We start from the raw sequence: 24,298 nt of genomic DNA, 5'->3' as shown, positions 1-24,298 counted from the left end.
TCGCTCCTTTAGAACCTATCAACTAGGTTTTCCGGGTTTTTGTTGTGGTGTTTGTCTAGCGATTCTAGCTTTTTGTTGAACGGATTGACTGAGACTTTCGGCCGCTTGGGTAACTGGAGCGGTTTTACGAGCACGTTGCATTGTTTTTAAATGTCTGAGCTCGTCCTCTAATCCACTTGAAATATTTGGAGATATTTTTTGTTTAACCTCCATAGCCACTTTTTGAACTTGTTCGGTATTGATCTGGATCTTCAGATCTTCTACAGGTCCGGAACGATTTAATGCGGTTTTAGCCTCTTCCATTTTTGTTTTTAGAGTAGAATTTTTGATGTTAACAGTCTTAATATCAAGTTTTGGCGTTACTTTCCGGTTTACTCTCACATTCTGAACGACCTCTTGCTCAACTGTTCGAGTAGAAGAGTTAACTTTAGGTAACGTAACGGACTCTGAAACCTTAGTGTTCGCATGTTGTTCTTGTTTCTTGATTTCGACATGAACACCACTACGTTGATCAATCCTCACCTTGTGCATCCTACGCTGACGAAGGGATTGCTCAGATACATTACTTGTAGACTGGAGCGGTAATATAGTCGATTTCGCCTGTTCCAGCGTTGCCTTCAGGTCTGGATTTTTGATTTTGACTTGTTTCATATCCACTTGAACATCTTTACTGCGCTTAATGTTCACTTTATTCAGTGAACGTTGTTGAACGGACTGCTGAGATACATTGTTTGTCGATTGGATTGGTATGGAAGTACGCTTACTAGGTTCCATTCCAGTTCCCGATTGTCGAACATTCACAGTTTCTGCATGTACTTGTGTGCCTTTATAGCGCTTGATGTTCACTTTATTCAGTGAGCGCTGTTGAACGGACTGCTGGGCCACATCATTCGTGGATTGGAGCGGCAATATAGTCGTTCTAGCTTGTTGCATTCTAGCTTTCAGATCGGATTGTTGAACATTTACGCGTCCAACTTCCACCTTAGTGCCTGAATTACGGTTAAGGTTAACCTTATGCAGCATATTCTGTTGAACGGACTGCAGGGATGTCTTTCTTGTGGATCGGAATGGTGCTAATGCTTCCGCTCCCTGCTCCATCTTCGCCTTCAACTCTGGATTTTTGATGTTAACTTGTTGCATATCTATCTGAGTACCAGATCTGCGCTTGATGTTCACTTTGTTGAGGAGTGTTTGTTGTACAGACTGGCTAGCTACACTGCTTATTGCTTGAAGCGGCAATACAGCAGATTTTGCTTGCTGTAGATTGGCTACAAGATCCGCAGGTCTGACGTTCATTCGTCCCACTTCCACTTGCGTCCCAAACTTTCTTTGTACCCGCACCTTATGAAGCTGGCTAAGCTGGGCTGAAGTAGTCGTAGTCATGTTCGCAAGCGCTGCAGGAGTCTTCCCTACGTTACCTTCCACGGAAGAGCTAACGTTAACCCGATACTTTGCTCGTAATCGAGAAGGCATGATAGAGTAGGTATCTTCTGATAGTTTTGAATCCGCTTGGATTCTTCCAGTAAATAACCGTTTAATCTCCATTTGCTGAGTAACTTGTCTCCGCTTAAGGGTAATCGGTTTAGACTGTTCCTTTTGATCCAAACCACCAATCAACGTCTGGTCTACAATTGTGCGACGTACTTCTTGCTTCTTAGCAAGGTTACTACTCACGGAACTGTCTGGAAGCTTCGGTAATTTTGTGAGAACAGAAGCCTGACTTACCGGACCTACGATATAAGAAGGCGGAGGAATAATGACCTTATCCTGTTTAGCTTTAATATGAGTCACATTACTATCGAGCGATTGTTTAATATTTTGGTGTAGCTGTCCTTTACGCTCCTTCATTTGCGATGCGATAGCACTTCCTGGGATTTGAGGAACGCTAGAACGGAATGATTCGGTACTGATAGGAGCGGACTTATACAATGGAGTAACTTTGGTTTGACGGTCAACCGCATTTTTTTGATGTTTCTGTTTAGATAGGTAACTCTCTGGTAAAGCCACTACTTTCGTATTTTTGTTTGTGATTGGATCAATCTTTTGGCCAAGAGCGACTTTACGATCGTTCATCTGACTCGTTATATTGCCAGTCGGAAGCTTCGGCATCTGCGAAACAAGGAAATCTGTGCTCACGGGTGCGGCAAAATGAACAACCGGTTCAGGAATATAAATGCCTGCTGCAGGAGGAGCAATTTTACGTAAAGCTTCGTTTGCCTGAAGGAGTTTCATTTTATACTCGTTAAATTCAGGCATTTCATCAAATACCGGAGCGATAGAAGTCCTGCTATTCCGGTGCATCATGGTCTCATTTACCTTTTGAGTGGTATTCAGCCCAGCAACTTTAAACCGTGAGTCCATGTTTTTAACGAAGTCAGTGTGTTCGACTGGATTGCCTGTTACTTGTGAAGTATCGATTGCTCGCTTGTACTCCACTTTATAACGCTCAAAAAGTTGGATCATACAGAAGTCGTTCACTGAAGTCTGTAGCTTATGGTTCTTATTAAGGGACTTCACTCGAGCCATTTGATTAACGGCTTCTTTCGGACGATTAACCATATGGGAAGCAGCCTGGCGGATCGCATTCTCGTTTCCGTATACGGTAGCGGCTACTTCTTGGTCGTTCATACTTTCTTGAACGCCTTGTGTTAAGACAGCCTGTTTCATATCTCCACCATCGTCTTTAATTTCTTTGAGGCGGTTCTTTTCTTCCTTCCATTCTTTGTCCATGCCACGGAATGGATTCTTTGTGCCGTTACGTAGGTTCTCATTCACTCGTTGTACATAAGGGGTGTATTGAACTTCTTCCCCTGACTCGGTGGCAATACTCTCTGCTGCTTGCTTCTCCCGCTGATAACGGAGCATCATACTAGAGCTTGTAGCGTCATTAAGGACTGTGGAAGCTTTTGAAAGTGAGCTTGGATTAAAGGTACTAGGTACACCTTCCCGCTCCTTGCTGTTAAAGATTCCACTGACTTTGTTAGCGGCAGTGTTATAAAGAGTTCTGGTTACGTTACGCTGAAAGGCATCAACAACCGTTGACTTTGCTTTAGGTATTTGTGGGATAACACCTGTAGCTTTAGAGAACACACTATTAATCTCTTCTCGGTATTTAAAAATAACAAAGATTATCACGGATTCTAGTAGGAGGCCAGTGAACCAGCCCTTTCCCCCCTTAACCGCGACCACATCATAGGTTACGTGACCCATAACGAGAGATAGATCTAAGAAAAACATAGTCATGGCGGTCGTTACTGCATAGCCGATCAGTTTAATAAATTGAGAACGAATGACGGCAATACCGGCTTCTCTACCAGGAAGTAATGAAGCTAACAAAGTGACGGACATAACAGCTGCGTGAACAATTAACTTCAGACGCATAAATATGGTCATCACTGCCCAGAAACAGAAGAAACCTAATATAAAGAGAGAAAAGATAAAATATACAAGGATAATAATCATTTGCTCCGCTGATCGAGCAGCCCCCACGCCGGGATACTTATCGGCTGCTTCAGCTAAAGCCATATCTCTTTCTCCCGAGAATGGTTTTGAAGTCAGCACCTTATCAAATAGGACGGGATCTTTTGTTGAAATTTCAGTGTTATCGAACTGTAACATCGAATAAGGACGAATGACGAGTTCATTCCAAACTTGCTCGGAGATCACAGTAACTCTGTTCTCAGCGTTTGTATTCAATCCAGTGGCTTTTGCTAAGCCCTTGTACATCGTAGTTCCAACAGAACTGACCATTTGGTTGGCCGTTTTTAAGAATGCACCGGACTGTGAAAAGAATGCTATACAAATAACCAGTGCGATAAAGAAGGATAAGGATTGTTGTAATCCGTCCAGGAAGCGGGTACGCACCATTAACCAGAGGATGTAGGAAACGGTAATCATAACAGCAATACCGCCTAAGCCATCGAATAGTCCTCCAGAGGTAATGACGGCTCCATTTACACCCGTAATATTTCGGATAATGTCAGATACACTGTCTATCAGAGAGTCCATGAAAGAGAATGTAAATGCTTCACGGGCTAGAAAGTTAAAGAAGCGGGTCAATTGTACGGATACTAGAAAACACATGGACAACATTTGGTCAAAGGCATTGACTAGACTATCCTTCGCGGCGGCACTTACTTGCCAAAAGTGATGGTCTTCAGAGACCGTTTGAAACGAATAATGAGAAACGCCATATCTGTTATACAGTGCATCTTTGTTAGTATCGCTTGGTACCATCGTATCAAGGGAATTTGCGTAAATTATGCTAGCAGGGATAGAGGCTACGATAAAAAATACTAGAACTAGACCAAGGATGATCGACAGCCGCTTACTTTTTTTGAAATCGAGCGTCGAAGCCTTTATTTTCATTGACTAGTCCTCCTCTTCCTCTGAAGATGCTGCTTCATCCATATACTGCTGGAACTGTTCCAACACTGTGAAATCAGACTCCTCAGTATCAGTTCTTGGTTCAGCAGCAACTACAGGTGGACGTGTATCGAAGCAATCAAAGAGATGCTGGAAGACAACATCGATTTGTACAAGCCCAATACGACCATAGAGATCCTGCATTAAACACTGACCATTCGCTAGATTCTTGATCATATCGATATTCTCTTGTGTATCTTCCAGTCCAAAGTAGGATAAGGTATTCTTTATCTTCTTCGTATCCTGGTCACGGAAGGCGAACTTAACGCCAATATTCCCTGCTAGATCCCCGGCAACGTCAGTTGCGTTTTGTGTGACTATGATGGCTCCGCCTTTTAAGCTTCGTCCCGTACGAACAACCATATCTGCTAGCGCCTTACCCGCTTGTGTAGAGAGTAGTGCCCATGCTTCATCCATGAGTACGAATTTAAAGATGGATCGATCATGATAGATGAATTTAGTAGCGAAGCGGGCTATAGCAAACATTAAAGCTACGCTCATCTTCTCTTCCAGTGAGTAGTTTTCAGGCAGTTTTTCTGGAGAAGGCATCTTCAGATTTTGAACTTGTAATATATTAATGGCATAGTCCATTTTGATTGTTCGTTCTCCACCTGTACCAAACAAGAGTTTTGCAAAGGAGAGGGAGTGAAAACTTTCTAGTATTTCACCCAAGATTAAGGCGTCTTCACGTGTTTTTCCCATTTCAAATAAAACCGTAATACATTTCGCGAGATAAGGCTCAGGTTCATTTGCAACTTTGTTTACTGCTTGTGAAATATAACTGTAACCACGTTCATTTGTTTTCGTGGAAGAGAGATACGCTAAAATCTCAACAGCCGCTTCTTTTGCTGTTTCAATATCGTCAAAAAACATGACAAAAGGATCAAGTTTTCCCATATCTTCTTTCGAAGAGGATAGAGTGGCGACCTGAATCTGTCCAGCCAGTTCAGGTAAATCCTCTGGCCAATTGGAACGTTCCCCTTTCGGGTCAAATATTAAAGTCTTTCCTCCCAGTATGGCTGCATTCTGATATGCAAGAAGGTTAGCTAGGACGGATTTACCCCCGCCCAGTGTTCCAGTTACTGTCATACTTGGACTGCGGTTTTCTTGACTCGCAAGTGCGGGGTCGAAAAATACAGGGTGATCTAGTGTACCGGTAGTTCCGATATATAGTCCCTTACCATCACCCAGTACTTGGGTAGCACCTATCATTCCTGAAGCTAGTTTTTCAGGTGGTATACGCTGTATATAGTCCGAAACATAGCGCGGTGAACCGGGAATAAAGTCATTAAACAAAAGCCATTGATCACCTGCAGGTAGTTCTACTTGTACGTTACCAAAATCTCGGTAATGGTCCTGAAGGATTTTACAATTGCTCTTCAGGATGTTTAAGTCTGTATGATAAAGGCCATAGGTAACATGTGTGATAAATGTAGGGTTTTTACGCTTCTTGTACTCATCCTCTAAATATAGCGCCCGCTCTTGCTTTTCTTGCAAATCGATCGGTATATTAGCGCCTGCTTCGTGGATATTTTTGACTTGATTATCGATATCCATTTTCTTCTTACTGAGCTTTTTAATTGCCTCAACCGACTCCATGACCTCAACCTTGATACTCATTTCTACTGGGAACGGTAATGTGGCTGCACTGTAGAGCCACTCACTACCTGGCATCTCTGCACTTTCCGGTAGATCAGAAAGGACCATATATGCATGATAGATATACTGATCTTTTCCGTCACAAAGTTGCTGTATTTTAATGCGTCGTGGGTGAGAACAATCCATTTCCCCTTCTGTGAGTGTGATAACCTGTCTTGAATCATAGAAGAAGGTATTTAAGCCACTGCGTATACCCTTGGTTTTTTTCGGAGACCAATGCTGCTCTTCTGTTGACCGCAAACTAGGGTCCGCAATTCCCCACCAAAAGTTTCGTTTTATGAGCCACTCCGTTGTCATTGGTGTACCTCGTGTGATTTTAAGACGGCGGGATAGACGATCAAAAATTTGTCGTTCTTTTACGAGATAACTCTGAAACTCATGCTCGAAAATTTCAGGTTCATTCATTCCTGAAATATTCTCAATGGTCCGCATGGGATGGCGTATGAGTTTTTTGAGTTCTACTGCGATACTACCCACTTGTTCTAATAAATCTTTATCTTCACTTTTAGGGAGATACACGGCGATATACGGACGATAGTCTGCATTATTGGCCCCATTCTCAGTATTGTAGTTCCCTTGTAGATACTCATCCATTTCACTTACTATTTGAGTCGCACGTTTTTTCAAGGGGCCAGAAAGTCTTTTTTCTTTTAGTAGTTCATGATGTCGATGGATATCATGTGTTTTTGGCAACCATAGGATATGAAATTGATGTGTTAATAAGGATAAAAAAGAGGTTTGGCTAATTAATCTATCAATTTTCTGCTGGTCACTTAGATGGTCGTAAATAAATGAACTGATTTCATAAATTGCCCATACCTCTTTATTGCGGTTGAAAATCAAGTTTTCTTCAAAATATGCGATTGGAAATTCAATGCTGACTTTACTAGGTTTCTTCTTCGCTGGTGTTAAGAGTGATGACAAATTTTAGCCTCCTTTGAAAAAGAGAGCGTGACTATCCACGCTCTCGTTTAGTTCGAAACACAACTTTGCTTCGGTACACGTATTTTTTGTTGTGCTCTATCTTACGGTACCTATGTAGATGCTTAGGACGTATTGAGAAGAGGATCATACTATATAGCCATTTATGGGGCGCTTTCCCATCTAGTTTTTGTTTTGTGATTATCCAAGTGGATAACAATGGGAGAAAAACATAGATGTACGCTCCTGGTATGAAGAATAGTATTTTACCGAGGATAATCCAAACCACTTCAATAGCACAAAAGGTAAGAACAACACGTAGATTTGCGGGAACGGGTAACTTTTTTCCTTCTAACGCATAGATAACCCAATCCAAATTCCAAATCTTTGTGTAGTTAGATACGGTGATCCGTGGTGGATCTTGTTTTTCATTCATGCTGCATTACCCAAAGAACATAGTGAAGAATTTCCCACCCAAAGTCTTCATGGATTCCCAGTTCATGATCATCGCAAGTACAAGGGTCATAGCAAAAAAGCTAAGCATTTTCATCCAATCTCTAACGAACATAAAATAAGCTCCTACACACAACAAAATGCCAGGGATAACAGCACCAACATTTTTTGTTAGCCAGTTCCCTATGTTTACACCTGGATCAGTAGCAGCAAAGGCTGGCATAGCAGCAAACATGGATACTACCAATAGAAGAGAAACTCGGAAAGCTATTCTATGACTCGCTTTATTCTTTTGAAGCATTAATAAAAACCCCTCTCAGCGCTAATTTATTAATTTTGTGTTAAAGTCGAACTTGTTTCAGGAGCGGGACTTGCAGATGATATCGGTAAATTATTTGGTGTCTGATCTTCATTCAATTGATGGGTTCCTACTGACAACACGTAAAATTTTCCATTTGTATCAGTGGCGTTTAATGTCCATGTATTAACAAATAATTCGCTTAGATCGTTTTTAACAATGACAGAAGCCTTAATACGATAGTAATCAGGCATGCCATCTTGTTCTGTAACCTTATACATTGCTATAGATTCAACGGTATCTAAGGTGAAGTCAGATGGAATTAAGGTATCTGGTGATGAAGCATTATCTGAGTAATAGTACTTAAGCTGGCTAACATTTCCCTCTAAATAAGTTTTAAGAAAGCTTTCTGATAGTTCCTTCCCTCTAGAAAGCAAGGTCTTATCAGAAACAATATTACTGTCGTCACCATCGATTGAGGCTCCCTTTTGCTGATTGCCAATAAAACGTGGGTACGTTTCAATTAGAGGACCATCATCCGTCAGAGTAACTGGAACGACCATGTATGTTTTTTTGATAATGGTCTTTCCATTTGTTGAATTAGTCGGTGCAACTGCACTATTAGGGATATTTGAATCCGTCCCTATTTCCAAAGGAGCTTTAGTGTTGCTTATTTCTACTTCTCTTCTAACCAAAGTAGTAATATCAAAATGTGTAGGATCGATCATTTTGGAATCATAGATCTCTGCTGAGAGTACTCGTGACTCGCCTTTAACTTCAAAAAACTTTAAGCCGGCATCTTGATCGATGTTAATTATGAATTTGCTGATACGATCGATGCGGTCATTTGCATTAGTGGTATTCCAGGTAAAATACTCTGTGGCAAAATCTGTTGCGAAGCCTTTTACTGAATCAGAGATTGTGGGTGAATTGCTTTCAACGTTGGTCACTTTTTCTATGATTTGTGGTCCTCGTGCGAAAGATACCACTCCCCTAATCAGTATAAAAAAACAAAAAGTCCAAAAGAGAATTCGTAAAGCCCTCTTAGGTGCCATGGTTTTTGGTGCACGTGGTTTAATTGACTTGTCTGATTTCAATTTCTTTTTTTTCTCTTCTTTTGAGGCTTCATGAATCTCAGCCTCATCAGACTCTGCTTTTTTTTTGTTTTTTGAGAACAATCCCAAAACGAGATCACCTGCCTAAGAGGATTTTTTGTTTTTTTTACCAAAACATAAAGAAATAATAAATATCACTACAAACACAAGGATTAAAGCATGTTTTGTATCTAAGACCATCAACCAGCGCCAACTATCTTGAATTCTCGCCCACAACCCTGGAATTTCATTTACGATTGCGTTTGAGGAATAATCAATGATCTCGGCTACTTTTTCATGAGAATCACTTGGGGTCGTTGGATGCTCAGTAACAGTTGGAGTTGGTAACGGCTTAGTTTTTGTAGAAATAGCGGGTGGATCAGAAGCAGAATTATCCAATTTGCTAGGACTACGAATTAGTAGTACTGCAGCTATCAGAATGAAAAGTACACTCACACAGGTAATAGCAACTTTTTTGTTTTTTGTCATTCATTCACCTCCGATTCTAGTATATATATTAATTAACTAATATGATATCTAATATATATACTAACATAATAGTATATTGTGTTGTACATGGTAAATATAAAAAAGACGAGTTTGTCAACTGTGGACAATTCTCGTCTTTTTATGTTTACTCATTTTCAAATGATTTAAAAATAATCAATTAAATTATAAAATGCTTGTTTTAAATATTATTCCCTACTCAGTTGGAATTAATTTTTCGTAAGAAGAAATTATGTCACCAATATCTCTACCTGTTAAAACTCGTTGCTTTTCTCCAAATACTTTTTTTGCAGCTTTCTCAATGTTATTGAGCCGGGTGTTATAGATGGCATCAGGAACAACAAATGCAATGATCCCTTCTCTTATTATCTTATTGCTGGAGATTTTCAGTACGTTATTATATCTTGCAAGCTTGTTTTCAATTGAAACTTGATCTGAAAAAAAAGGAGATCGTTGAACTGGCTCAGTAGATCTGTCTAACTCTACATAGAATAATTGCTCCCCTATTCTCAACACTGCATCTGGACGAACTGTAATTGTCTCATCATCATCTTGAACGGCCAATGATGGGTACCAGTCCCAGTCATGAAACTGTTTTAAATCACTTTCTTCATTCATCCATTTATATCGGAGGTCTAGATAGACCTTTGCTAATTCCCAGAAGTGTTGCTTTTTCGCTCTCTCCATATCTAATTCATGCTTAGAAAGTCTATTCTCTTCTAATATCCCTCTTTTCAGTTCAACAACTTTTAAACCACGGGAACTAAGATAATACCAGGATTCTCCGAGAATTTCGTTCTTTCTTTGATGCACAGGTAGATTAGAAGAATCAGGGTTGAAATTTGAAGATTCTATTAATCCTCTATCTTTCAACCGTTTGATTGTTCTTCTAGTAGCTATGAGTGCTCTTTTTTGATTTTTTATATCCAACTCATTCCTTACTTCATTTGTAGCTATAGTGTATTCAGGATAATGAAATTGAGTTGTGTCCAGAAAATATATATTTACTGCTGTTGATTGGGGCATACATCTGCAAAAGTAAAGATCAGTTAAGAGATTCCATTCACGTATTGTTATTAGATCGATTACCTCTCCTATTGATAGATCCCCCTTCGGAGTTCTTTTATTTTTCTGTTCATCTTTTGTTCCTGAGGAATCATTATTAGCTACCAAAATCATCTCTCCTTTATTTATCCATGAGTGGGTTGGGGTTGAAATTCATAAGGCTGCTTAACCCGTATTAGTCGCGTTTTCGAAATGGAGTTAAACCCCTATATGAAAAGGAATATTTGGAAATTCCCTTAATTTAACTAGCCAACATATTAATTAACATACAACACAACATAAAGCTTTACAAAAACGAATTTTAAAAACACCTAAAGTCATTACATGTGGTATTTGAAAAATCATACATAAAGCATTACATACGACACTTATTCAATTTTTTTTAAAAATTAGAATTGGTGTCTGTTAGAGCCTATCAAGTTAACACAAAAATAATTGAAATCGACTACTACGTATTGAGATCTATTAAGACAAATCAGTATGAATTACTCGAAATTACTAGCCCAAGTCTTGGATTATTAATAACTAGATTTCATAGTAGTTTCTCATTTTAGTTATCTATATCCACTAATAGGGGTTTAATGCAAAGTACTGAAAAAGATTCGAAATTGAATATAACTTACTAATCAGATTATTAAATAATTATTATGATATTCGTATTGTTAAGCGGATTCATTAATATTTAACTGAATTTAACCAAATTAAATCATTTTATGGTGGGAATATCGTTCATTTATTATTATGTAATTAATATAAGATTAGTATCTTATTATGATAAGATTCTTCCAATATGTATACAATGGTATGACAACATCGTTATTTAATTTGACTAAAGGTGAACTTACTACTATAATTTTCTTTAGAGACTATGAAAATTATGGGAGGAATAATTATATGAAATTTCAGTTCAATGTGGGTAATGATCTAGGTAATAGCGAACAAGATATTTATGTAGACGGAAAGCTAGTACAGCAGCCAAACGTTTTTTCTATAGCAGGACAAATCCCTTGGGTAGATGACGATACTGATGTTGTAAAAAATTTGAAGAATATCTATGATAATCTAGCTGTTTCTATTGTTGCTACTGCGGGTGTTCCTACTGGCCTTTACCTAATTGGGAAACATGCTTTAAAAACAAATGGAGAAAATGTAACTAATCTCTACGTAAAAGGAAATAATTCCAAAGCAAATCAAACCGTGCCTTACGTTAATACGTTAGGTGTTATTGCTGCTCGTGCTGTAGAAAAAGCAAATGAACAAGGTGAGCTACCTAATGAGATTAGTGTGGATGTTGACATGGCAACAGCCCTTCCCGTTAAACAACACACACCAGCGAATATTCAAACTCTTCAGAGTAATTTTTTAAATGGTACGCACAATATTACAGTTCACTTAGGCCTTACAAAAAAAGTTCTTGTAAAGATTAATTTTATCTATGTTCATGTATTACAAGAGGGATCACCTGCGGTGTTTTCACTTCAGATGAATTCGAGTGGAGCTTGGCGCACAGCTGGATATGAAGGTAATAATAATGAGACAACCCCTATTTTTTTAGAATTCGGAAATACATATAGCATTGAAAATATAGATGGCAGTTACTTTGATGGGAAAAACATCCTCCATCTTGATTGTGGTGATGGTACTACTGATACACCATTTACTAGAGGTGATTCTGTAGATAAAGATTTTGGGAGTGGTGTGAATCATGGAGTAGGACATGCAATCGATCCTGCAACTAACGATTTATTAGCTTTAGCACCCCATGCATTTAATTCTGTATCAAGACAGCAATATAGTGAGATATTGAAATCTCAATTCACATCAAGAAAACATAAGTTCTTAAATGAAGCCCTTCAAGCATTCGGGCCACATATAGATAATCAAGTTGCGCAGATCATGAAGCACGTAAGTGATCAAACTTTAATAATTGGAACAAATGATATCGATATTATTGTCGTTTATGGTGGCGGTAGCATATTAATGAAGGATAAACTTTATCCTAAACTTAAGGAACTCGCTGATAGATTGAGAATTCAGCTACTATATGTACCGAAAGAATATGCAATTACATTAAATGCTGAAGGTTTAGACTTTTTCGTAAAGAGCCCTATTTATGCAGCTTTAAAAGAAGCAAATATGAATACAGTTAAAGGCATTAAAACAAACACAAAGAATTCTAACAAGGAAGTTGCGGCTACAAACGAATAGTTTGGGGTCCTCCCTACTTATAACATTGATTACTTCTTGAGGGGGTGAACCAGAGATGAGGAAAACAGATGCACAAAGAGGAAAAGCTGCTGCATTTAAGCTCAGAGAAGACGAAGAAGAATTGGTTCTTCAATGGATTAATGCGCAATCAGTATATGGAGATTCGATGCGGTATCTTATTCAGAAAGATATAGCCGAAAATGGAATCAGAAATCTCCAGCAGTTCGTTCCTCGTTCAAGAGATATTGAATCAATTAAAAGGCAGTTGATGGAAAACAATACGAATCAATCCGGTTTAAAACCTATTGAAGTACCTTCCATTGAGAATGAAAATAACAATAATAATTTCACTAAAGATAGTGAAATGAATAAGAATAAAGTTAATGATTCTTTTTCAAAGGATGCCAATTTGATTGAATCTGCTGAACCTGCAATCACACACTCTGCTAATGCTGAGATAGAAAATCGTCCTGCAGGAAAAACTTTCAGCAACGATGTAATAAGCTCATATCAGAGTTAGTCTTTTTGAAAAAAAAGCCCTTCATCATATTGATGAAGGGCTTTTACTTTTCTGAAAATAGAAACCTGGGATTAATTCTTAAGATGCGTATACTTGGCCTGTAGTAAAAAGGGTTGTTCCATCGTAACTGATCATACATCTGCCGTTTTCCTAATAAGTATTTTATAGAGAAATCAATATCATTTTTTGACTAAGCACATCAGACATGCAAGTTTATCTATTGAAAGCAGATTTTTAAGCAAGTGATCAATTGAACTTTAACGGATTAATCTGCAGTTTGATCTAAATTTGTTTCTGACTTAGAAAAACTTCTGTTATTGAGAGAAAATAAAGTTATAGATTACCGCTCCGGTGTTAACTTACTCTCTCTGTTAGCGGAGGTCCATGGAAGTGGGACATCGTAGTCAGCCTTCGAATGTAGCTGCCGGAGCTTGACTATCTGCTAATGACCTTATGGATTCTCGGTATTTACTACTCACGTAACTTTTCGAACTTCTCAGTTGACAAAAGATCGCTCCTTATTCTGCTCCTGGCTGATCTTATAAAATTTCGTCGTTATGATATCTCCTATTCCATCAACAGTTTTTGATTTCTTTATTATCTGGTTCACCTGTCGATGTTCGATACGTCTCCCTATCTCCTCTTTGATATGGAGTACTTTGTTTCTTTCTTTTCTATTATTTCGTCTGTCTAGCCTTCCCACTACTCTAAAACATTTCAACTATCCTTTCGTAACGGCTACTAAGTTACAACAGTCCTCTCCTTTTTGTTCTCCTACCATATAATGCTTCATTCTTAGTGAAATTCTTTGTTTTTCAGACTAACACTTAATTTACATTAGAAAACTTAACAACAAGCGTATTTTGTGGAAAAAGTTCAGAAAACTGAGTACTATTCTTAACTGAATAAATCCAAACAAATAGTCTCCTGTTAAAATAGAATGTGCATTTTTTATTACAATAGTATACTAATTTGATTATTATATTGTTGTTACTGAATTATGATAAAGTGTAATCAAGTGTTTATCGTATATTTGAGTTGGTTGTTTTTTAAGGTGGTAACCCAATTACGCTGAATTACTCTGAATTCTTCTTGTAATTCAGAGTAATTCAGTGAAATAACAATTCCTATTAAAATGTCTTAAAGTGAATTGAAATGAATTAAAATGGATTGATATGACTTGAAGCATTTTTTCGTAATAAAAAGCTGAATTAAAGTAATGATTCAGAGTAATTTAGAAAATCGTTGATTTGGATCAATGCAAATTAATACGAATTAGACTGAATAAGAATAAATTGAAACATGCTGATTCGCGTTGAAATCTATTGGATTTTACTATTTATTTATTAATGGATATTGTAAAATGAAGTTATGAGAATCTTGGGGAAGGAGTGTTGTGTGAATGGAGTACGAATATAGTGATATCCGGACAAAGGAAGAAGTAGAAGAAGCCAACAAAGAAGAAATGAGAGAGCTATTAATTGAAACATTTGATAATGTATCAGTCCTCTATGAAATTTATAAAAGAAGATCATGGTTAGATAAATTATTTACAGATAATATCTTAAGTATGGATAAGGATGCGCTCTATGTATCCAATCAAGTAGCAGCTATTTGTGAAACTCAAACTTATATGATTAATAACAGACGACGAGAACTGTTAGATTATATCAATCCCATCCCTATGGGAGAAGGTAGTAGTAAAACCTTTAAGCATAATTATATATCCGTGTTTAAGATGAAAATGATTATCGGTCTTACAGGTGAAGGTTCTGAATATACGGTCCCACAATTAAAAGAAATTATCTATAGTGGGGGGAAACCAACAACTACGACTAATAAGTCTGAAGATACAGCGAGTAGTGATCAAATGTTTCAAATGATGCAGAAAATGATGAGGTTTGAGAAGTTTCTAGATATGATTGAGTCAGATGAATTTTTCAAAGAGATAGATAAAAGAGTTCAAGTTACTACTGACAAATTATTAAAAGAATCATCGAGTGATGATGAAGTGCATGAAAAGATAATCAAACTATTTGATAAAATTGCATATGGGAACGAATCTCTACCAATTAAAGAAGAGCTTTTTAAAGAGTTTGACTCTCTTTTGGAATTATATCCGAAGCAATCGTACTCAATAAATATGTATAAAACCGCTGCAGATGAAAAAATTACGAGATTTAAGCAAGATGAACGAGAATTATATGTGCAAAAAGTTAAAGGGACTATTGCTGATTTAATCGAAAAATATTCAGTATCGAATAGTGATAACGAAAGAGATGCTATAAAGGATCAATTATCAAGACTATCAGAACAAAATCCAGACATGAGTTTTGACATTAGATTGTGGTTGTCTACACTTTCAAAAGAAAAAGCAAAAAAAGGCTTGCTGAGCCGGTTCTTCTCTAACTAAAACAGCACCAATCCAACTTCTTTACTTGAAATTGGATTGGTGCTGTTTTTTTTATTATATAAATTAATATTATATTTATGTATTATATATACTAATAAAGGGGGAATATATATTGAAGTTTTTTGGAATGATCCTCGGAGGGATATTATCAGCGTTTGGTCATATGTTTGGGTTTATATTCAAAAATGTTTACATTGAGATAAGAAGATTCAGTATGGATCCTGCGAACAAAAATACTTTATGGAACATCCAGGCGTTTTTATTACTTGGATTCTTGATGATCAACTTCTTTTGGTTAATTGGTAAGTACCAAGATCAATTTTATGGACTATCGGATCCCATATTTTACAGAGCAATCCCACTTTTAATCCCTTGTTTCTTGGGACATATCATTTACTCGTGTCCAATTTTATTTAAGAATAATTACTCTAAACCAATCATTCAAACATTCCTTAATGGTTTAAGCAGCTTGGCTTTAGGACAAATATTAATGAGATTTCTCCCCTATACAATGGGTCTTATAATAGCTGTGGCAATTTTTGTTGCTGTAATCATTTTTACTTTATACTACACATTGCATTTGAACGTGAAATCTACAACTTTTCATAAATTAACTGCTGCGGTTGAACAATCTGAATTAAGCTCCTTCAAAAATAACAATAATAAATCAGTGTTGAACATGGTGAAAAGGAGAGACGGTATTACAGAAGAAGAATTATATGAATTTGACGGAATTGATCTTAATAAGGAAGGTTGTCTATCTCACTTTAGATATTATTCTGAAGAATGTCGTTTGGATTTATTTCATACAATTCCTACGAAAGAGCGACAGAGTCAGCTGATGTCCCTTAATAGGAATGATCGAGCACAACATGAGCAAATATTAGGGGGAACTGGTGCTGGTAAAACGGTATTAGCAACAAATCTAATCGTACAAGATTTGTTGAATGATTATATTGGTAGTACGATTATTGAACCAAAAGGATCTCTTATCAATCGTCTGGCACACTTTTTAACACGTGTTGGAAGACCATTTCGTAGGTTAGACCCACAATGCGAGACTACAGATTGTCTGAATCCACTCTTTGTTCCAGAAGGAGAAGATATCGAACCAATGATAGAAGCAAATGTATCAGCTTTTCATGGTTATCTCGGACCAGATGCAGAAATATTTTTCAAAAATAGATCAACTAATCTAATGAGGGTTTGTATAAAAGCGCTTAAGTTAGCTTATGGTAATAATTGTGGATACAATGAATTAGATCGTTTAGTACAACCTATGAACGATGATTATAGAGCAGAGGTCTTATCTGTAATTATTGAAAAGGGTTTTGAGAAACAAGTAGGTTTATTAAGAGAATACACTCGTAATATGGCTGCTAATGAAAAGACTAGAGAATACACAGAAAAAACCAACTCAAATCTTTATGATTATCTTACGATGTTAACTAGTAACAGGCATATACAAAAAATTCTTTGTGGACCGTCTACTTTTAATATTGACGATGCAATAAAAAACGGTGAGATAATTTTGGTTAATGGAGCTTATGGAACCTTACAAACTTTGACATATACGGTTGGGCGATTGTTTATAAATCTCGTAAGAGCAAGTACCTTCAGACGTGATATTAAGGGTGAAATTCGACCACATCAAATAACGATCGATGAGATTGAAATGTTTGCCGACGAAGAATTCTCAACATTCTTAGAAATGGCAAGAGAATTCGAAGTTTTTGTTCGAGTAATTCATCAAGGGAATGAACAGTTAAATGATGTAAGCAAAAGACTAGGTGCAATGGTAAAACAAAATGCAGTGCAGAAATATCTTCTAGCAGGATTAGAGAATGAAGACGCGGATTACTACGCTAGTATGATTGGTGAATTTTATGAGATAGGACAAAGTAGTGGGACTGATGAAATGTCTACAACAGGGTTTAAAACACAAATAAAGGAGGAAAAGCGTTTTAAAGTACTACCGTCTGAAATATTACAACTAAAAGGATATAATCCAGAAACAGGTGAATCAGGCGAGTGTCTCTTCCGTCAGGTACATAACAATGTACGGTTAGAACCGGTTAAAGGATTATTCAAACCACTTCCCAGGGTATTATTTAGCCCTTTAGTTTCTGAAAAGATCGAGGATAATAATAAATTGGGAGATGAAGAACATATAACAAACGATGAAATTGAGGATTTGAATGATATTGAAACGTCAAATGTAGAAAATGAACAACTAATTATTTTAGAAAAACTTAAGAAGAAGGCAAGTGAAAAGAGAAGGAATGAAAGAGAAAGTGTAAAAATAAATGATAACTTAAATATTGATGGTTCTGAAACGATGGAAAAGAACGTAATTAGAAATCCTTTATGGGATAGTGAAGAAGATGTCGCCGAATCAATAAGTGAAGAAACGGTAGTTGAAAGTACTACTAAAATAAATGTGACATATAAACCTGCTGGTATTGATGACAAAACTCTGTTAGTAGCACAGAAAATCAGAATGTTATCTGAAGAGGCTAGGAATAAAAAAAATGAATAATAACCAGAAATACGTTAGAGGATATTTCTTAATATCCATATGTTAACTGAAGATTGGATCGATTGGTTCTTAAGATTTAATTAGTATTTACTATAATAAAAAAAGCAAAGCGGAGTATTACTCCGTTTTGCTAATCTCTAGTTTCCTCTTTTAATGTTGTAAACAAGTCATTGAACTTATTATATGCTTTTACACCAAGAGGTGTTAATTGGTAAAGTTTTTGTCGGCCACTAGTTGAGTATCCTACGAGACCAAGCGATTCGATCCAGTTAAGAGCAGTATTCAAATCACCACGTCTAACTTTTGCTTGGAGTGATAAATCCTCTTTATTAAAGCTTTTGTTGGCCAGCGTTTGCATTACTAATCTTGAAGCATTTGGTATTTGTGCAATCATACGACTCAAATAGTCTTCAAGTGGAGAGTCAAGTTCGAAGTCGATAGTCGTATTATGTTCCGTATTATACACGAGAGTATCACCACCTATATTATATGATTAATCAGTATATATATATATTAACACACAAAACACAAATATATCTCTAGAATTTAATTGAAGAACAAGAAATTTGAAGGTGATAGGTGTACTTAATGAATTATTAAATTTCGAATAGTTCGAATAAAGGGTTTGTATGAATTGTTAAAATTATGGAGGTTGTTTTGCTTAATGGCTTTTGAGATTTCTTTTTGAACTGAGATTGCGAGAATTTTAGGGATTCTGATGTTATTATTTTCAAAATCCTCACAAAATGACAGTTCTCCAGTGAACTCATCATATCTCTTTACCATTTTAAGATTAACATACCAACCACTTTTAATACGTAAATATCCATTTTTTTCTAATGAGTGTTCGAACAAGGAAAATTCAAATAAAGATTTAAATTCAAAAAAGGTTTGTGTGGATGAGTGATATGTAACAGTATCATTGATGTCAATCCGAATATAAAGAACTTTATTAAAATCAAGTTCTATAAATTCAAATTCATTTGTTGGTTTTGTGACTATGTGGCCAGCTATCCGCATCAATTCACTAAATGATGCCCTATATCCTACCGCGAACTTTTTTAATGTATCAGGTTTAGGGATGATTTCGAAATTAGTGAAATTCTTTCTTCCAAGTTCTACATCTCGAATATAGCCATGACTTAAAGAAGTTTTTTTTGCAGCAAGCCTTAAGCTGTATCCGCATGAATGTCTTAACTTTTCTAGATATCCCCCAATAGTTTCATCCATATACAATATAATTCTCCTTATGTCATAATCTTCTGATTTACAATGTTTAGTGCTCAAGTTTTTAAGTATTGAATGAGAACTTAATGAAGACGTTATTAGTAACAAAAAAATGTAATACAAATCCAAACACAAAAGTAATTTTACACGTTTGTAATTTTTTTTTAAAGATACGAGTTGTATCATTATAAGGTAAAATTAATATCAATTAGTACAAAAGGGTTTTTTTGTTATGGTTATGAAGATATTGATTAAGAAGAATATGAGAATACTTCTTTAAAAATCAAAAACATGTCAATAAAACTTGAATAAATATAGAAAAGTATTACAATCTAATTAAGATAAGATAATAATTTAATTAGTATAAAATACTAATTGATTACTTATTTATTGTAAGCCCATTTCTCAAATTTAGAGAGGTGATAGAATGTATCAATTTTACGATCCATCAATTAAGCCTATATTAACAACTGATTTAGATGGTAGGTTTATCAAAGTTCAGACATATGGGCTTTTTAATTATGGGTATCCAGACATAGTACTTAATGAATATATTGAAAATTATGAAGAATTATTTTTATCGATAATTGACAGAATTTTTAGAGTTGAATTCGATATTAACGCTACCTGGAGTCATAACGGGGAATTATTCAACTTAGAATATGTGAAGGATAATTTAGCAGCTTTAGTCCTTGCACCAAAGAATGACTTTGTGAAAATTATTACGATTAATAATCCACTTAATGAAGAGCCAGCAAAATATATAACAAAAGGACTAACAAACATTTATGATCACCCTGAATTAGAAATTCAAGCATCAATAGTGTTTTCAAGGGAAATTTTGGCTTTTTCAGTTGAAGAAATTGAAAAAGAGGGAGCAATAAACGAGGACTATAGTATTGAGTATGAGAACCATCTGTATACATTTCATCTAACATCAGATCGGTATGGGAAAAGATTGTTTCAGATAATGCATAAAGATTGTGGGTTAACTCCCATACTAAATACAAACAATAAAAATAGAAGCCACTTATATCGTATAAAATAGTGGCTTCTATTTTTTTAATATATATAGTAATATACTAATATATTAATTAGATAGTATTATATATAGATATGATTCGGAAGTAGAAGGGAGCATTAGTTTGCATCATGACAATTTTATTAAAGAATTAGATTTTGTCTTAACTCATCCGTCGTGCAGCGTAGAAAATATAGAATCTTTTTATAACCAATGCTTATATATTTACGAAACAGTACCGCTATTTGTAATTATCAATCATATGAAGGAAACAAAGCCTAAACTCTTAAAGAATTGGTCGAATTCAAACAAAACGGTAAGTAAGCTGCTTGAAGATATGGAAATACAGAAAGATGATCTCGATAAGAAAAGAAAAGTTGAAATCCTTGTTGAAGTTGAAGATAGCTCATTACAAATTAGTCAGAATGGTTATTACATATTATTTTGGAATACAGAAATTGAAAAATCCAAAATTGAAAGCTGCTTTAAAAGGAAGACTTTAAAAGTGATTTCTAAGAGCTTCAAAAATCTAGAATTAATTGGTTATAAACTCGAAAAACTGAATCAATATGTTCTATATCTAAAAAATAAAGGAGAATTGATCATATGAATATGTCCATCTTAGGAAACAATATGCTTGAATATAAAACCTCGCTTCGTCGAAAGATGATTCATCAAGGAGTTGTGAAAAGTATTGAAACGCATAGTCCATTTGGTGAACCTATGCAATGTGCAATCATTGAACTGAAGAATGGTCTTAAGGGTATGATTCACGAGAATCAGTTTGATAAACATAAATTTCGATCTCTTGTTGGTTTTTTGGATCATAAAATTGACTACATGGTTTTAGATGTTACGAAACAAGGACTGGATCCTAAGATTGTAAATGTATTTGATGAAGAAAAAGGGATAATCTTACTTTCACGAATACAAGCACTTGAAGAACTGCAAGAGGATTTTTGGGAAAACGTTGAAGTAAATCATGTATGTCCTGCAGTGGTATCCGGTTTTGAGGAAGAACGGTTTTATGTAATGATCAAAGGGGTTTCATGTGTACTCCCGATCAGAGACTATGAATACGACTGGACGCCTTCTGCACGTAACGTAATTCCACTAGGTAGTGAGATTACTGTAAAAATAAAAGAGATCGACCATGAAAAAAAACGTGTTATTGTATCACGAAAAGAACTGATGGAAGATCCTTGGACTCATGTTCATGAAAATTTTAGAGTTAACGATTTCCACACCGGTGTGATAACTAGTGTTGTAGAGAATATAGGTATTTTTGTGAAATTAGCACCTGGTATTGAAAGTCTGGCTTGGTTTCCGAACCGCGTCCCGAGTCATGGGGATTTGGTGGGGATGACCGTTTCAGTCATGATTAAAAATGTTCAAGCCAGCGGAAAAAGAATTCGAAGTAAAATAATTAAATTCCCACATCACTTATATTAGGAGGAGATTATATGGAATCCCAAGTATCTCCTCTAATAATTACGAATCAACCAGGGATTCGAATGCAACCTACTTGGGACGATCCCTTTGCTTTCGTAGTTTCTTTGGATCCACTCACTAGGCATGAGTTTTTCTATATTAACGGAAAGATAAAAGACGGGTGGATCACAGATAGAGATATAGAAATCATTCGATTTCTTGCGGTACATCGCTGGATTACATTGTCTCAATTGACTCGGTTGTTCTTTTCAGGTAGCGATAATACTACGGTTCGAAATAGATTGAAAAAACTAATGAAACTAGGATTGCTGAGAAGGATTCAGTGGAAAACCTACTGTAATCCACTTCAAAATCGTCCAACAATTTATGAAATGGGTTCAAGTGCAGCTGACATTTTGAAGTTTAGGTTTGGTGCTTTTTTAGGAAATAGAGATCCACGGAGACCAAAGGAAGTCTCTATGCTGTTCCGACAAAAGTATATTATTACTAACGAATTTTTCATATTACTAAGAAAATCATTTAATGTTATGCATTTTGAATTTCATCCAGTTTTAAAGCATAAAGAGGATCAGGTAGTACCAACTGCGCACTTCATTTTGGGAACACCAAAAGGGAAAAAGCTTGATTTTCATTTACTTTGCCATCGTGAAGAAGAAAACTGGCTTAAAACCATTCGCTACCAAGCAAAATTTTGTAAGGAGTACTTTGATGCAAACGGCATAAGATCAACTCTTGTTGTACTTGTGTCATCCGATGAAAAGGCAGAATTAGCTAGTAAAATATGCGAACAAGAGGGAACCAGTGACTACACATGGTTCATAACTGATCAAGAATTAGAAGAATGTGTAGACGTTGGATTAACAAATAGTTTTTTTGTTTTTAAAAACGGAGACAAGAATTATTACGACCTTAGATGATGAAAAATGAGGTGATCAGTTGCATCGTCTATTTTTAGTATCGGATGATGAAGATTTTGCACAGTGGGTTGAAAAAGAACTTTCTGATTATGGACGTTTTGTTAGGAAAATAGATGATTTTGAGTTTTTTATACAACAGTGGAGTACTTCAGAAGCTGAGATCATAATCGCGACAGAATATGCAATAGAATCTGAAGATTCATTTTTCAAGATACTTAATCAAGTTGAAATTCAAGATCCATTTATTACAATAATGCTAATTTACTTTCGTGAAGAAGATACATTTATACAAAACTTAAAGGATAGAAATGTAGTTTGCATTTCATGGAATGATCTGGACTTTGGGCTAATGGAGAAACGAATAGAACAATCACGATCAATTAAAGAATTGCAAACAAGAGCTGAGTCTTATCCTCAAATGCATTCTAGTAATAAAAGTGAGTATGTAAATGACGATACAGACGAAACAGATGTAGAAATCAAGATTGAACAACCTGAACTAACTATACAGTTCGGATTGGAGATAGTTGATAAAGAATCTCCTTTGGAAAATTCAATAACCGACAATATAGAAAAGCATTATGTAAATTCATATTCAACCATTGAAAGTAAGGACTTATTTAATGAAGACTTCGAAAAAAAAGTTGAATTTATTGAGAAAACTTATGTCGAATCACACCAAGAATCCTCAGATGAAAAAGATCAAGAAGACTCCCCACAATTAAAAGTAAGTGCAGATAAACAGAGTGAAGAAGAAGTAGTTTTATCAAGAAGAAATCAAACGAAGAAACGTTATCCCAAACTTCCTAGTCTCCCTAAACATGAAAATCAGATTATTTATAAAGATAGAGTGATTATAAAAGAAAAGATAATTGGAACTGTTCTAATTGCTGTAGCTAGCACTAACCGTAGAGCAGGATCATCACATAATGCAATACAGATTGCACGTTATTTAAGCGGAAACTCCTTCGAAGTTGCATGTGTTGAGTTACTAGACATTAACGTGAATCCTTCGGTATTTAAATTTCTGGATGATGGAACAAAAAAGTCTAAAAAAATGGACGATGGTTTTCAATCAGAAGGAATTGATTTTTATCCAGCAGCTAACTATGAGAAGTACATAAAAATTTTAAATGCAGAGTACCAATATGTTGTTGTTGATTTAGGTCAGATAGTTACGAATCAAGGAAGGAAAAGCAAAGAAGGCCGTTTTTTCAAAGAATTCTTCAGAGCGAATATTTCAATAATCAGCACCTTTCCAGCAATATGGGACTTTCAGTTCTTAGTTAACCTAGTTGATAAACTGTTAAACAATTCCTGGAACAAACCATTTAATGTGTTGGTGAATTTTACAGATGACAAGAGATATAAGAAATTTACAGATACATTTACTAGTAGAGAAAAAAGAAATCTTCAGCTTCAGTTTTTTCAAAACAACTTTCTACCTGATCCCTTGAATCTAGAAGATGAGACAGTATCTATTATTCCTGAGATTTTGAGCTCAGTTATTCCTTCTAGCAAAAAGAAAAAGAGGTTTTATTTTTTTTAAGCATTCTTTTTAAGTTATTACCTAATACTT

At 35.8% G+C, this 24,298-nt stretch carries 18 protein-coding genes; 9 read left to right on the top strand and 9 right to left on the bottom strand.

Annotation, left to right across the window (positions count from 1 at the left end; genetic code table 11):
- Positions 1-18: 18 nt before the first annotated feature.
- The 7 genes from M2444_RS30045 to M2444_RS30015 form a co-directional block, all read right to left on the bottom strand.
- On the bottom strand, positions 19-4,368 hold the full coding sequence (locus M2444_RS30045) for a CD3337/EF1877 family mobilome membrane protein (protein ID WP_280788832.1): 4,350 nt from the start codon (positions 4,366-4,368) through the stop codon (positions 19-21).
- A 3-nt stretch (positions 4,369-4,371) separates the two neighbouring features.
- Positions 4,372-7,008, bottom strand: a complete 2,637-nt coding sequence (locus M2444_RS30040; RefSeq protein WP_280788831.1) for an ATP-binding protein — start codon at positions 7,006-7,008, stop codon at positions 4,372-4,374.
- Positions 7,009-7,039: 31 nt separating this feature from the next.
- Positions 7,040-7,441: a TcpE family conjugal transfer membrane protein gene (locus M2444_RS30035; protein ID WP_076179056.1), complete on the bottom strand. Its 402-nt coding sequence runs from the start codon at positions 7,439-7,441 to the stop codon at positions 7,040-7,042.
- A 6-nt stretch (positions 7,442-7,447) separates the two neighbouring features.
- Positions 7,448-7,759, bottom strand: coding sequence for a hypothetical protein (locus tag M2444_RS30030; protein ID WP_076179055.1), 312 nt, complete (start codon positions 7,757-7,759; stop codon positions 7,448-7,450).
- A 29-nt stretch (positions 7,760-7,788) separates the two neighbouring features.
- On the bottom strand, positions 7,789-8,940 hold the full coding sequence (locus M2444_RS30025) for a conjugal transfer protein (protein ID WP_280788830.1): 1,152 nt from the start codon (positions 8,938-8,940) through the stop codon (positions 7,789-7,791).
- Positions 8,941-8,955: 15 nt separating this feature from the next.
- Complete coding sequence (locus M2444_RS30020; RefSeq protein WP_280788829.1) at positions 8,956-9,339, bottom strand: hypothetical protein; 384 nt, start codon at positions 9,337-9,339, stop codon at positions 8,956-8,958.
- Positions 9,340-9,552: 213 nt separating this feature from the next.
- Entirely contained in the window at positions 9,553-10,530 is a 978-nt protein-coding gene (locus M2444_RS30015) for a replication-relaxation family protein (RefSeq protein ID WP_280788828.1), read from the bottom strand.
- Between the two features lie 786 nt (positions 10,531-11,316).
- Between M2444_RS30015 and M2444_RS30010 the strand changes: the two genes are divergently transcribed.
- The 4 genes from M2444_RS30010 (at position 11,317) to M2444_RS29995 (ending at position 18,102) form a co-directional block, all read left to right on the top strand.
- Positions 11,317-12,630, top strand: a complete 1,314-nt coding sequence (locus M2444_RS30010) for a ParM/StbA family protein (RefSeq protein WP_280788827.1) — start codon at positions 11,317-11,319, stop codon at positions 12,628-12,630.
- A 55-nt stretch (positions 12,631-12,685) separates the two neighbouring features.
- Complete coding sequence (locus M2444_RS30005; protein WP_280788826.1) at positions 12,686-13,150, top strand: hypothetical protein; 465 nt, start codon at positions 12,686-12,688, stop codon at positions 13,148-13,150.
- A gap of 1,402 nt (positions 13,151-14,552) precedes the next feature.
- Positions 14,553-15,563, top strand: a complete 1,011-nt coding sequence (locus tag M2444_RS30000; protein ID WP_280788825.1) for a hypothetical protein — start codon at positions 14,553-14,555, stop codon at positions 15,561-15,563.
- 112 nt (positions 15,564-15,675) lie between these two features.
- The gene (locus M2444_RS29995; protein ID WP_280788824.1) at positions 15,676-18,102 is read left to right on the top strand and encodes a type IV secretory system conjugative DNA transfer family protein; all 2,427 of its coding nucleotides are present in this window, start codon (positions 15,676-15,678) and stop codon (positions 18,100-18,102) included.
- Positions 18,103-18,232: 130 nt separating this feature from the next.
- Here the strand turns inward: M2444_RS29995 and M2444_RS29990 are convergent, their stop codons facing one another.
- Complete coding sequence (locus M2444_RS29990) at positions 18,233-18,568, bottom strand: hypothetical protein (protein WP_256715909.1); 336 nt, start codon at positions 18,566-18,568, stop codon at positions 18,233-18,235.
- A gap of 119 nt (positions 18,569-18,687) precedes the next feature.
- The gene (locus tag M2444_RS29985) at positions 18,688-19,332 is read right to left on the bottom strand and encodes a helix-turn-helix domain-containing protein (RefSeq protein ID WP_280788823.1); all 645 of its coding nucleotides are present in this window, start codon (positions 19,330-19,332) and stop codon (positions 18,688-18,690) included.
- A gap of 424 nt (positions 19,333-19,756) precedes the next feature.
- Between M2444_RS29985 and M2444_RS29980 the strand changes: the two genes are divergently transcribed.
- The 5 genes from M2444_RS29980 (at position 19,757) to M2444_RS29960 (ending at position 24,268) form a co-directional block, all read left to right on the top strand.
- Positions 19,757-20,377 carry a hypothetical protein gene (locus tag M2444_RS29980; protein ID WP_280788822.1) on the top strand — a complete coding sequence of 207 codons (621 nt, stop codon included), beginning with the start codon at positions 19,757-19,759 and terminating at the stop codon, positions 20,375-20,377.
- 97 nt (positions 20,378-20,474) lie between these two features.
- Positions 20,475-20,960 (top strand): hypothetical protein, encoded by a 486-nt coding sequence (locus tag M2444_RS29975; RefSeq protein WP_280788821.1) that lies wholly within the window; start codon positions 20,475-20,477, stop codon positions 20,958-20,960.
- Positions 20,957-21,802 (top strand): S1 RNA-binding domain-containing protein, encoded by an 846-nt coding sequence (locus M2444_RS29970; RefSeq protein WP_280788820.1) that lies wholly within the window; start codon positions 20,957-20,959, stop codon positions 21,800-21,802. The genes M2444_RS29975 and M2444_RS29970 overlap by 4 nt, the downstream gene beginning before the upstream one ends.
- Before the next feature lie 11 nt (positions 21,803-21,813).
- Complete coding sequence (locus M2444_RS29965) at positions 21,814-22,719, top strand: replication-relaxation family protein (RefSeq protein WP_280788819.1); 906 nt, start codon at positions 21,814-21,816, stop codon at positions 22,717-22,719.
- Between the two features lie 19 nt (positions 22,720-22,738).
- Positions 22,739-24,268 carry a hypothetical protein gene (locus M2444_RS29960; protein ID WP_280788818.1) on the top strand — a complete coding sequence of 510 codons (1,530 nt, stop codon included), beginning with the start codon at positions 22,739-22,741 and terminating at the stop codon, positions 24,266-24,268.
- Positions 24,269-24,298: the final 30 nt, after the last annotated feature.

Source organism: Paenibacillus sp. PastF-3 (genome assembly GCF_029893135.1).
Classification (GTDB): Bacteria; Bacillota; Bacilli; order Paenibacillales; family Paenibacillaceae; genus Paenibacillus_AQ; species Paenibacillus_AQ nitricinens.
Note: the sequence above shows the minus strand (reverse complement) of the source record. Positions and strands in the feature narration are given on the sequence as shown.

Bases quoted from the DNA above. Each gene is read 5' to 3' on its own strand.
- M2444_RS29985 (WP_280788823.1), bottom strand. From the start codon at position 19,332: ATGGATGAAACTATTGGGGGATATCTAGAAAAGTTAAGACATTCATGC.
- M2444_RS30000 (WP_280788825.1), top strand. From the start codon at position 14,553: ATGGAGTACGAATATAGTGATATCCGGACAAAGGAAGAAGTAGAAGAA.
- M2444_RS30030 (WP_076179055.1), bottom strand. From the start codon at position 7,759: ATGCTTCAAAAGAATAAAGCGAGTCATAGAATAGCTTTCCGAGTTTCT.
- M2444_RS30035 (WP_076179056.1), bottom strand. From the start codon at position 7,441: ATGAATGAAAAACAAGATCCACCACGGATCACCGTATCTAACTACACA.
- M2444_RS30005 (WP_280788826.1), top strand. From the start codon at position 12,686: ATGAGGAAAACAGATGCACAAAGAGGAAAAGCTGCTGCATTTAAGCTC.
- M2444_RS30045 (WP_280788832.1), bottom strand. From the start codon at position 4,368: ATGAAAATAAAGGCTTCGACGCTCGATTTCAAAAAAAGTAAGCGGCTG.
- M2444_RS29980 (WP_280788822.1), top strand. From the start codon at position 19,757: ATGTATCAATTTTACGATCCATCAATTAAGCCTATATTAACAACTGAT.
- M2444_RS30010 (WP_280788827.1), top strand. From the start codon at position 11,317: ATGAAATTTCAGTTCAATGTGGGTAATGATCTAGGTAATAGCGAACAA.
- M2444_RS29965 (WP_280788819.1), top strand. From the start codon at position 21,814: ATGGAATCCCAAGTATCTCCTCTAATAATTACGAATCAACCAGGGATT.
- M2444_RS29970 (WP_280788820.1), top strand. From the start codon at position 20,957: ATGAATATGTCCATCTTAGGAAACAATATGCTTGAATATAAAACCTCG.
- M2444_RS30020 (WP_280788829.1), bottom strand. From the start codon at position 9,339: ATGACAAAAAACAAAAAAGTTGCTATTACCTGTGTGAGTGTACTTTTC.